The sequence below is a fragment of the uncultured Flavonifractor sp. genome, from assembly GCF_944385615.1.
Lineage (GTDB): Bacteria > Bacillota > Clostridia > Oscillospirales > Oscillospiraceae > Flavonifractor.
This window is the reverse complement of record NZ_CALWXV010000012.1, coordinates 43,532-54,987: the sequence shown is the minus strand read 5'-3', so window position 1 is coordinate 54,987 and position 11,456 is coordinate 43,532. Positions and strand designations below refer to the sequence as shown.

Sequence of the window (11,456 nt, the reverse complement as noted above, 5' to 3'; positions counted from 1 at the left end):
AATGAGAAAAACGGCATAGCCGAAGCTATACCGTTTCTCTCTTGCCCCACGATGTTTTCTTATCGGGATGTGCCTTGAGGGTGTTGTGTTTTGCAACACCCTCACAGCGCTTTGTCTGGGGGAAAGGTTTAATTGTCGGCCTTTTTCTTCAGGCTGCGGTTCCAGATTACCATACCAACGATACCGATGAGCATAATGACGCCTACGGCAATAAAATAGTATTTATAGCCCATGGCGGAATAGGTGTCCAAAATACTGCCGGCGACAAGCGGACAAATGACTTCAGGCAGATAGCCGATGGTGCAGATCAAGCCGATGGCGGTACCGGAAATATCCATAGGAATACCACCGTCTTCCATCAGGGAGAACACAATGCCGTAGTTGCAGTACATACCGACATAAATGATGGCGCACAGAATAACGAAGATAGGGACGTTCATGGCGGGGAACAGGGCGATGGCAAAGGTGCCTATGGCCATAATCAGGAAGGAAAACACCATAATCTTGGGGCGGCCCATACGGTCTGCCAGTACGCCGCCGCCGATAGAGGCGAAGGGACGGATGTAGTCTGCCATAATGGTCACGATGGTCCCGCCGATCATAGCCATGCCAAAAGCGGAAGTGGCATAGGGATTGAAATAGGCGTAGGACATATTCATAACATACGTGCAGCACAGGATCAGACAGAGAATCCACACCTGGGGCAGTTTGATTACGGTCATAACCTGTTTGAAATTGAACCGCTCAGACTTATCCGAGGTTTGGGGGTCTTTGAAGAACAGCAGCACCAACACACCAAGCAAAATGACCACGACAGAGTAGAAAATAATACCAGCTTTCAGGCCGGCAGCCGTCAGGCTATCGCCGCCGCCGGAGCTCTTACTGACAGCGGTAATGATGGCCAGAGCAATGGCCAGATGGGCGGCATTGGTCACACCGCGTCCGGCTTCCATGAAACCGAAGGCCTTGCCCTGTTCATCGGCAGAGGCCAGGCTTCGGATGCCTTTCAGCAAGGCGGGCCAGAAAGCAAACAGAGCGGTAAAGCCCCACACCAGGTAAATAATCAGAAGTGTGGTATAGTTGGTAGCAATGAGATGGAAAAATCCAGCTACACCAGTTAGAATCAGAGACAGGGAGATCAGCTTTTTAGGGGAAATGAAGTCGGCCACCACGCCGCCGAACAGATAGGAAATCATACCAAACACACCAAACATAGAGCCCAAAGTGCCCATCTGGGTATTGGTCAGGTTGTAGGTTTGCAGATATGCGTCATAATAGTAGGTGCGGAAGTAGGGCAGACCATAGATCAGGGAGCCGGCGATGGCCAGGATAATCAGCCTCCATAGATTGCCCCTTAGTTTTGATGCGACTTTTTGAGCCATTTGACAATTCCTCCTCTGTGTTCATTCGGGACCCGCCGCACTTGTAAGCGGCCACACACTGTATTGCTTCAGGCGTTGATGCGGTGAATCTCCCCCAGGGCCAGTACACATACATCCACTGCCGCCTGTAAACAATCTTCGTCAAAGTCAAATTCCGGGTCATGGACGGTGCTGGTGGCATCCGCACCGATACCCACATAGGCGCCAATGCCGCCATTCTGCTGTACTTTGGTCAGCATCACCGCGGCATCGTCGGTGCCCCCTACATTCCCTTCAAAGTACACGGTCTGGAACCATGGTACCTGTTTGGCGGCGCGTTCCACAATTTCCATCATAGCGTAATCGCTGGCGCCGGCAGGTACTTCGCCGTAGTCCACATAGTGATAATTCAGGTCATATGCCTTGGCAGTACCGTCCAGGATATCGAAAATGCGCTTGCCGGCATATTCCGAAATGACGGGATACTGGCCCCGGTACTCAATACGCATCATGGCGTTGGGGGCAATGGTATTGGCACAGACACCGGCGTGGATCTCACCCACATTGACCCGGCATAGCCCAGCCTCATGGGGGGCAATGCTGTGGATATTCAGCGCGGCGGAACAGGCTGCCAACAGCGCATTTTTGCCGTCTTGTGAGGCGCCGCATGGATGGGCCGCCTTGCCCTCCAGATAGACGTCCAGCTGGCGGTCGCTGAGAAAATCCCGGCAGCCGCAGGCAATGGTATGAGAGGGAAGGGGCTTATTTTCTGCACTCAGGGCGATATGTACCGCAATGAAGTTCATTACATCATCCAGATGGCCCTTGTCCACAATGGATTGTGCCCCGTAGAAGGTCTCCTCAGCAGGCTGGAAGAAGAGCTTGATTTTTCCTTTCAGCTGGTCCTTTTGCCGGAGCAGCTCTTCCGCAATGCCAAGGCCGATGGCTGTGTGGCCATCGTGTCCACAGGCGTGGACCGACTGAGGATTGCAGGAAAAATAGCCTTTGTCATAGGGGCGATATCCCTTTTTCTGAGGTTCGTCATAGGGCAGGCAGTCGATATCAAAGCGCATGGCAGATACAGGTCCCTCACGACCGGTGTCCAATACTGCCATGACCCCAGGCCAGCCCTTGGTCTTGGCTACAAACTCCGGGTTTGCACCCTGGCGGACGGCCCGCTCCATTTCTGCCTGGATTTGCTCCTGGCTCAGACGCTCTGGCGCGCCCACGCTGTCCGGCTCAATTACGTCGGGGCCCATGGATACCGTATATCCAAGGCCGGTCAGGATTTCGGCGATCCGGGCGCTTGTCCGATACTCCCGCCATCCGTTCTCAGGGTAGTGATGAAATTCTCTGCGGTACTTTACTAACTGATTCATGGAACCCCTCCAGACCTTATTGTGCGCTGAGTTTCAGCGCCTCACCCAAAATTTGGGTTGCTTTTTGAATGTCTTCATCGCTGATATTGGAAAAGCAGAGCCGGATATGGCCGCTGCCTTCATATCCTTGGGGATAGAATAGAAACCCGGGAACAATAAGTAAGCCGCGTTTTTCCGCCTCCTGAAAGAGCTTGCGCTCGTTGATGTGCTCATCTAAAGTACACCAGAGCAGAAGTCCGCCTTTTGGTTTGGTATAATGGATTCCCAAATGGGCAATCTGATCCAGGCACCGGCATAGAAGATCCAGCTTATGGGAATAGTGGGCGGCTAACCAGGCTGTGTGCTGCTCAAAGTAACCCCGTTCAATGTATTCATTGAGCAGGTATTGACCAAAACTGCTGACGAAAGTCTCATCCACCATAATGAGCCGCCCCAGGGTTTCGATCATATCGGGGGGACCCACAATATAGCCGGTTTTGATCCCGCAGGGGAAGGTAAGCGTAAAAGAATCAATGTATATAACAGAGCGGTATTTATCCTGGGCGTATAGGCTGGGCAAGCGGTTTCCCACATAGCGGAAATCCCGCTGTGAGTCCTCCTCGATGATGGGAATACAGTACTTCCCAGCTAACTCCAGAAGCTTTTGCCGTTTTTCCAGGGACATGACGATGCCTGTGGGATTGTGGTAATTGGGCATTGTGTAGATGAATTTCGGAGCATATTTTTTAATGGTGGCCTCCAGCTGAAAGATGTCCATGCCGTCTGGCTCCATAGGGACTGTGACCAAATGGATGCCCTTGTTTCGGAACATACTGGCGTTGTCGGGTACTACGGGCTCCTCCGCAATCACATAGTCGCCTGCCTTCACATAGAGGGACATGATGTGGTTTAACGCCTGATTGGTTTCTGAGACGAGCTGGATATTTTTTGGACTGACGTACATATTTTCTTTAAACAGAAGCGAGCAGATATTCTTTTTCATCCGAGCGGCTTCGTCCCGGGGTCCGTGGACCAAATCCCGCACGATTTCCCCAATTTCTTCTGCGGGATAGGCGCTCTCATCCATAATAATGCCGCCCAGAGAGATATAATCACGGCGGTCCGAACGGCAGAAAATATCCAGAAAGAGCTTTTCTTTATCGTTGAAGTGGTAGCGAATCATTTTTTCCAAAGGGAAAAAACGGGTAAATGGGAAGTTGTCCTGGGCAATTTCCTTGACAAAGTATCCCTTTGGCCGCTTGGAGGAGACAATCAGGTATCCTTGGTCCACCAGTTCGTAGTAAGCTTTAATGACAGTGTTGCGATGTACAGACAGCTCATCCGCCAGCTTTCGTTCAGAAGGCATTTTATAGCCTGGGACAATTTCGCCTGACAGGATCAGATTTTGGATGGCGCATTTGATCTGAAGGTACAGCGGAGTCTGGCTGATCCGATTGATTTTGATGTTCATAGATCCTTCTTTCACGATGGACTTGTCATTTTGTGTGAAATGTGAACTTCTGGCCGGTCTGCAACTGCCTTTTTGGGAATTATATCAGTAACTTGCCTGGCCCAAAAGTACCATATCAATATTTTGGCATAGTCCATTATAACAAGCAGGTACCAATATAGAAAAATCCAATTGCTGGATGATGGAAGGAGGTATGGGTGTGAGGGTTTTAATTTCATAAGATGTAAATACGGTGGAAGACAATGGAATCATGTGTGGAAATGGAGGTGTGACCGGCGCACCGTCCAACCTGCCTTTGCATACCCTGAAAGTGAGAAACTTACACTTGGAGGGTCTTTTATGGAAGCAGAGGCAAGGATTTGTTATTACTTAGGGGCCAACGCGCCCTCTGGCTTTTATTCCCTGTACGACCAGCTCATCGACCCGGAACGGGCCAGGGATGTGCGCATCCTGAAGGGGGGACCGGGCTGCGGCAAGTCCACCCTGATGAAGCAGGTGGGGAAAGCCCTGGAGGAGGCGGGCTATTCTGTGGAGTATGTCCGTTGCTCCGGCGACCCCGACTCCCTGGATGCGGTGGTGATCCCTGCCCTGGGGGCGGCGGTGGTGGACGGTACCGCCCCCCATGTGGTGGAGCCCCGGTATCCCGGTCTGGTGGAGAGCTATGTCAATCTGGGGGATTGCTATGACCGGGTTGCCCTTCAGGAGGTGGGACAAGAGCTGAAGGGGTGCATGAAGGGGTATAAGGGCTGCTACAGCCGGGCCTATCGCTGCCTCACCGCCGCCGCCCAGCTGGAAGAGGATATGCGCACCCCCCTGCTCACCCCCGCCCTGGAGGCCCGGATGGCCAAGCGGGTCAGAGGGATCCTCTCCCGGGAGATCAAGCGAGAGGGGGACCAGGCCGGGCGGTCGGTACAGCGGTTTTTGGGGGCCATTACCTGGCAGGGGGTACTGCGGGAATATGGCACGGTAGAGGCCCAGTGTGGCCGGGTCTACGAGCTGGCGGATACCTACGGCCTGGCCCACACCATGCTGACCTGTCTGGCGGCGGGGGCCATGGCGGCGGGCCACGATGTGGTGGCCTGCCCGGACCCCCTCTTCCCGGACCGCATGGCCCACCTGCTCATTCCTTCCCTCTCCCTGGCCTTTGTCAGTACCACCCCGGAGCAGCCCTGGCCCCGCCGGCCCTATCGCCGTATCCGGCTGGACGCCATGGCCGACCAGGAGCTGCTGCGGCGGAATCGGTCCCGGCTGCGTTTTTCCCGCAAGGTGTCCGCCGCCCTGTTGGAGGAGGCGGTGGCCTCTCTGGCCCAGGCCAAAGCCATGCACGACCAGCTGGAGGAGCTGTACAATCCCCATGTGGATTTTGAACAGGTGGCTGCACGGGGCGACCAGATCATCCAGGATTTTTTGGATCTGGCCCAGGGAACCTAAAGCGAAAGCGGTCCGTTGTATGGGCAAAATTATGGGGGTGTTGCATTTTTCTGCAACACCCCCATGGTGGTTGAGCAAGAAAGGAAACCGGGTCTTTTATGAAACGGTCAATACTTTCCGCCGCTGGACTGATACATGGACGAAACGGAGGGAACTTCCTCTCTTTTATCAGCGGGCGCAGGTGCGGGAGCTTTGTCCACATCGTCCGTTGTATGCCTCGGGACGGAAGGAGAAAATTCCGACGACTGCTGCAGGCGGAAATGGCTGATCTCCTCCTGCATATAGGAGGCCTGACCGGCCAGCTCCTCACTGGCGGCGGCGCTCTCCTCGGCAGTGGCCGAGTTGGTCTGTACCACGGTGGAGATCTGATCCACCCCGGAGGCGATGGTTCGCAGGTGGTTTGCCTGCTCCTGATAGTCCCGGGTCACCTGCTCAATGGCCGCCACCACTTCACCGGAGCTGCCGGCGGCGGCGGCCAGGGCGTCGGCGGTGGAACGGGCGATTCCCTCGCCCTGCTTGACCGCCTGAACAGAGCGTTCAATCAGGTCGTTGGTCTCTCTGGCGGCAGCGGCGCTCTTGCCCGCCAGGCTGCGCACCTCATCGGCTACCACGGCAAAGCCCTTGCCCGCCTCACCGGCCCGGGCGGCCTCTACCGCTGCGTTCAGAGCCAGGATATTGGTCTGGAAGGCAATGTCGTCAATGGTTTTGATGATTTTACCAATGTCGCTGGAGTGGCGGCTGATGTCTCCCATGGCCGTCAGCATATCCTGCATCTGACCGTTGCTAGCGTCCACCTGATCCTTTACCAGTTCCAGGCGGGCGATCACCTCGCCGGCCTGCTGGGCGCCTCTGGTGACCTTTTCCTCCAGCTCCCGTACCGTGTCGGACAGGTCCTGAACGGCGGAGGACTGCTCGGTGGCGCCCTGGGCCAGGGCCTGGGCGCCGCTGGCGATCTGATCGGCCCCCATGTTTACCTGAACGGCGGATTGGGCCACGCTGGCCAGAGTATTGGACATATTGCGCTGGATCTGAAGCAGAGCGTCCTTCAACTTGGAGAACTCCCCCTGGTAATCATGTTCCAGCTGGAATACCAGATTGCCCTGCCCGATCTGATGCAACACGGCGGACAGCTCGTCGATATACTGGATATAGGTTTTCAGACGCTCCACAATGCGGGAGATGGACGCGCCCAGCGCCGCCACCTCGTCATGGCCCTTGGCCTGGTAATCCACATTCAGTTCTCCGTCAGCCAGATGTCCGGCCACCTTGCTCAGCTTTTTCAGGGGGCTGGTGATGGAAACCGCCAGCAGGGTCACGATAGCGGCCAGCAGTACGGCGCAGAGCACAAAGCCGATGATAACCAGCCGGACGGTGCTGACGATGTGCCCGTCAAACTCCGAGGCGTGCAGCACGCCTAAAAGCTGATAGCCAAAATCGCTGAGATAGACAGTACTGCCGTAGTAGGTATTACCGTTTTGGGTGTAGGGCATACCCTCTACCGTCTGATTATTGAGCAGCACATCGGTCATATCCTGGGAGCATCCCACCTGAGAGGCGGACTGGCCCACCAGGGAGGGGTCGGGACTGGACAGGATCACATTGGCCGAGTCAATCAGTACGATGTAGCCGCCCTCGCCGATGGCAATGGAATTCAAGGAGGCGCTCAATTCCTCCAGGCTGACGTCGATACCCACCACGCCACGCATCTGGCCGTTGACCATTACCGGCCCGGCAATGGTTACCACCATCTGGTGGCTGCTGCCGTCCTCATAGGCGCTGGTAATGATGGTCTTCTTTTGCTGGGAGCATTTGATGTACCACTCCCGCTGGGTGAAATCCACCTCGGAGCCCAGCAGGCGGCTGTTGTCCTGCAAGACTATTTCGTTGGCGGCAATGTCCATATACCAAACGTTTAAAACATTGTCCTGATAGGTCTCCTGCATCCTTTGAAGCTCGCCCACCAGTCTGGTAAATTCCGCAGCGTCGTCAAAGATGGCCTTATTCGGATCGGTGGCCACACTGAGCAGCACGTCGGACTGCAGCATGCCGTCCACAGCGCCAAAATACTGGGACAGGTAGGCGTCTACCTCCTTGGCGCCTGTCTGGGTCTGGGCCGTCAATGTCTGGGTCATCATTTCCCGTACGGTGCCGGAAACCTGCATCCCAAGAAATACGCCGATGAGTCCCAGTACCAGTACCAACGGCAGCAGGATGCCAAGCAAAAGCTTTTGCACGATACCAAATTTCATGTGATCACCATTTTTCCTTGTTTTTTCGTACCAGGCGGTTCTCTCCAGCCGCCGCAGCGCGGCTTTCTCACAACATACGCCAATTCTATTATCAACCATTTGTCACGCTTTGACAAGAGTTGTTTTGGATTTTTTGTCATATCTGCCTAAAAAATTGGCGATGCATGCATGGGAGGCACAGCAGCACAGGCAGATTACAGATCCATAGGACAGGAGAAAAGAAAACGCTTCCGGCACAAATTCTGTTCCGGAAGCACTTATGAGTAAGAAAAACGATTTCTGAGCAGAATCAGGACAGCTGATTTTTTTGTGTTTGACTGCCGAAGTAGAAGGCGATCACAACCGAGAAGATAGTGAGAAACTGGTCGGCAGCCACCCTGCCCGAGATGGCCAGATGGAGAAAAGCCACTGTCAGGATCAGGGTAACAAGATTCTGTACCTGCATCAGGCAGCGGAGCAGCTCCTTCATGGGATGCCCCTCCTTTAGAAGAGATGGCGGGACAGGGTCCCGCCCACCATTCTATGCGCCCCTCATGCCTCCAGCAGCTTGTCCAGCTCGTCCAGAGCATTGTCAAGCAGCTTGCCCACCGGCAGCTCCGCCACCCCGGCCACAATATTGTCGCACTGATTCATAGGGATCAGGATCTTTTTGGCAGGCGACTGTCCCACCGCCGCCGCCATGGCGGGCGAGATCTCCCCCAGCAGCGCGTCGGCGATGACGATGCCCAGAGGGCCCAAAATCACATCCGCCCGGCGGCAGGCCACCATGAGGGCATTTTCGCCGGTGGCGCCCTGCGCCGCGCCGCCCTTCAGCATGGCCGCCGTGGCCAGACTGTTGGTGCCCACCGCGAACACCCGCAGCTTGGGATGGCGGGTGGTGATGCCCCGCGCCAGCTGCTGTCCGATCCGGCCTCCCTGGCCGTCTACCACTAAAATTTCCAAACCGCACCTCCGGTAAAGGGCTCTATACAGGACCCCGATTAAAAAAATATCATATCATATCCAGCGGAACAGCACAACGCACAGGCACAAAAAAGGTGCGCCGCGTTTGCGGCGCACCTGGAAAAATGTGAGTTATGCTTGGCGGGTGGTTGGCCGGAGTCTCAGAAGAAGAGACCCCACAGCAAGAAGCCGCCGCAGGCCACCACGCCGGTGAAGATGGTGACGATCACCAGATAGCCCATGATGTTGCGGGCGGACAGGCCGGCGATGCCAAGGGCAGGCAGAGCCCAGAAGGGCTGGATCATGTTGGTCCACTGATCGCCCCAGGCGATAGCCATAGCGGCTCGGCCATACTCGATGCCCATCTGGGTGGCGGCAGGCATGACGATAGGCGCCTGGACAGCCCACTGGCCGCCGCCGGAGGGCACGAAGAAGTTGATGATACCGGCGGACAGGAAGGTCAGCACGGGGAAGGTGACGTCATTGGAGATGTTGGTGAAGAAGTTGGCGATGATGGAGGCAAGAGACACGCCGGTGTCAGGATTGGCGGCCACCATCAGGCCCATGATGCCGGCATAGAAGGGGAACTGGAGCAGGATACCGGCAGCGCCCGCGGCAGCGTCACCAATGGCGTCCACATACTTGCGCAGATCGCCGTGGAGCAGGATCCCCAGGAACAGGAAGATCATATTGACGATGTTCAGGTCCAGGTTGAAGCCCTTCTGCACAAAGTAGTACACGATGTAGATGAAGCCCAGCACCAGAGTAATGACCCACAGGATGCGGCTGTGCTCGATCTTGTCAGCGGGGGTCTCTACCTTGTAAGTACGCTCCTCCTCGTCCACCAGCAGAGTGGGGTCCACCACGATGGTGTGGTCGGCGTCAGGATGCATGGCATAGTTGACGAAGGGCATCAGTACCAGAATCACGCCCACCATCAGCAGGTTCACGGGGTGGAAGATGGTGGCGGAAGTGGGGGCAAAGTAGGAGATACCCAAGATCTCCGTACCGCCCTCAGCACCGATCTGCAGGGGGATGGAGCCGGACAGACCGGCATGCCAGATCACAAAGCCGGAGTAGGCCGCCGCGATCAGCAGGGGATAGTCCACATCCTTCACCCGCTTGGCAACCTCGCGGGCCAGCAGGGCGCCGGCGATGAGGCCGAAGCCCCAGTTCAGCCAGCAGCAGATGGTGGAAACAAAGGTGGTAATCAGGATAGCGGAGCGCTTGTTGTGGGCCAGGGACGCAATGGCGCCCAAGATCCGCTTACACACCTTGGCGGAAGCCATGGCGGAGCCCAGCACCAGCACCAGGGCCATCTGCATGGCGAAGGCCAGCAGGCTCCAGAAGCCGGATTCTGTCTTACCCTGGCCGCCCCAGGCCCAGATCAGATCCAGGGGACCTTGCTGGGTACCGATCATGGCGGCGATAAAGACCACGATGGTCAGGATAATGGCGAACAGGAACGGGTCGGGCAGCCACCGGTTCACCACACGTACGCAGCCGTTTGTAAACTTTTTGAACATACGATTTCCTCCTCTCACATTCTCACACATTCTCACAATGAGACACACATGCCCGCCAAACACAGATGCATTATAGTAGGATTGCCATGGAAAGTCAATAAATACCGGGGAGTTCAGTGGAAAATGACGAAAAGCAATGGACCGGTCTCAAATTGCGGAAATGATACTAAACAACTGGAATTTTGGGGATTCTTCCGGGCAGCCTGAAAATCTGTGGGCCAAGAGAAGGGTGGGGGACTGGCGTGGGAGAAGAAAGCGTTGCAGAAAATGACCAAAACAAATGCTTCCAATCAAAATATAAGAAAAAACGAGCAAAAAACATCAAAATAAGGCTCGGTCAGTCAGACACTTAACTTCCAGAGAATACCTAGAGGAAAAATAGGAAAAAAGACTTGACAGAGGAAAAAGTTAAGCGTATATTACAATAATAATAATCGTTATTAGATTAAGGAGGCATCACTATGGAACTGAAAGGCACCCGTACCGAACAAAATCTGCTGGCCGCTTTCAGCGGGGAGTCCATGGCCCGAAATAAATATCTCTTCTATGCCGACAAAGCCAGACAGGAGGGAAACGAGGAGATCGCGGAGCTGTTTGAATCCATGGCAAAGAACGAGGGCATCCACGGCAAGCTGCTCTATCAGCGGCTGAAGGGTGTGGGGAACAGCACCGAAAACCTTCAGGACGCCATTCAGGGAGAGTACGGCGAGTGGAGCAGCATGTATCCCAACTTCGCCCAGATCGCCCGGGAGGAAGGTTTCCCTGATGTGGCCACCCTCTTTGAGGGGATCAGCAAGATCGAAAAAGACCATGAGTTCCGCTTTTTGACCGCCCTGACCCAGCTGACTGCCTCCGCTTCCGCTGCTCAGAGTCACACGGCGCCCAAAGTGCCCACGCCTCCCCGGACGGTGCCGGTGCAGGGCTATCGCTGCCAGTTCTGCGGCGCCACCTTTGAGCATCGCCCTGATGTGTGCCCGGTGTGTGAGGCCATCGGCGCTTTTGAGCCCACCACCATCCAGAAGCAGGTGGAGGACTGACCGCTTCGTCCATAAAGCCAGACATCATGATAGAAAAGGGCCTGCCGCATACATTTGCGGCAAGCCCTCATTTTATTGTGT

9 protein-coding genes are annotated in these 11,456 nt (G+C 55.4%); 2 read left to right on the top strand and 7 right to left on the bottom strand.

From position 1 onward, the window contains the following. Nucleotides 1–128: 128 nt before the first annotated feature. The 3 genes from Q0J75_RS05210 to Q0J75_RS05200 form a co-directional block, all read right to left on the bottom strand. On the bottom strand, nucleotides 129–1,382 hold the full coding sequence (locus Q0J75_RS05210; RefSeq protein ID WP_297197698.1) for an MFS transporter: 1,254 nt from the start codon (nucleotides 1,380–1,382) through the stop codon (nucleotides 129–131). A gap of 68 nt (nucleotides 1,383–1,450) precedes the next feature. Then, nucleotides 1,451–2,740, bottom strand: a complete 1,290-nt coding sequence (locus Q0J75_RS05205; protein ID WP_297197695.1) for an amidohydrolase — start codon at nucleotides 2,738–2,740, stop codon at nucleotides 1,451–1,453. A gap of 16 nt (nucleotides 2,741–2,756) precedes the next feature. Next, a complete protein-coding gene (locus Q0J75_RS05200) occupies nucleotides 2,757–4,190 on the bottom strand; it encodes a PLP-dependent aminotransferase family protein (protein WP_297197692.1) in 1,434 nt (477 codons plus the stop codon). Between the two features lie 339 nt (nucleotides 4,191–4,529). On the opposite strand from Q0J75_RS05200, the gene Q0J75_RS05195 reads away from it, so the two are divergent. Next, nucleotides 4,530–5,621 (top strand): hypothetical protein, encoded by a 1,092-nt coding sequence (locus Q0J75_RS05195; RefSeq protein WP_297197687.1) that lies wholly within the window; start codon nucleotides 4,530–4,532, stop codon nucleotides 5,619–5,621. A gap of 107 nt (nucleotides 5,622–5,728) precedes the next feature. Here the strand turns inward: Q0J75_RS05195 and Q0J75_RS05190 are convergent, their stop codons facing one another. The 4 genes from Q0J75_RS05190 to Q0J75_RS05175 all read right to left on the bottom strand — a co-directional run bounded on the left by Q0J75_RS05190 (nucleotide 5,729) and on the right by Q0J75_RS05175 (nucleotide 10,338). Beyond that, a complete protein-coding gene (locus Q0J75_RS05190; RefSeq protein ID WP_297197684.1) occupies nucleotides 5,729–7,870 on the bottom strand; it encodes a methyl-accepting chemotaxis protein in 2,142 nt (713 codons plus the stop codon). 289 nt (nucleotides 7,871–8,159) lie between these two features. Beyond that, nucleotides 8,160–8,339 carry a hypothetical protein gene (locus Q0J75_RS05185; protein ID WP_297197681.1) on the bottom strand — a complete coding sequence of 60 codons (180 nt, stop codon included), beginning with the start codon at nucleotides 8,337–8,339 and terminating at the stop codon, nucleotides 8,160–8,162. A 62-nt stretch (nucleotides 8,340–8,401) separates the two neighbouring features. Beyond that, nucleotides 8,402–8,812, bottom strand: a complete 411-nt coding sequence (locus tag Q0J75_RS05180) for a DUF3842 family protein (protein WP_297197678.1) — start codon at nucleotides 8,810–8,812, stop codon at nucleotides 8,402–8,404. Between the two features lie 161 nt (nucleotides 8,813–8,973). Then, complete coding sequence (locus Q0J75_RS05175; RefSeq protein WP_297197674.1) at nucleotides 8,974–10,338, bottom strand: short-chain fatty acid transporter; 1,365 nt, start codon at nucleotides 10,336–10,338, stop codon at nucleotides 8,974–8,976. Between the two features lie 461 nt (nucleotides 10,339–10,799). Here Q0J75_RS05175 and Q0J75_RS05170 point away from each other — a divergent pair, with 461 nt between their 5' ends. After that, nucleotides 10,800–11,375 (top strand): rubrerythrin family protein, encoded by a 576-nt coding sequence (locus tag Q0J75_RS05170; RefSeq protein WP_297197671.1) that lies wholly within the window; start codon nucleotides 10,800–10,802, stop codon nucleotides 11,373–11,375. Nucleotides 11,376–11,456: the final 81 nt, after the last annotated feature.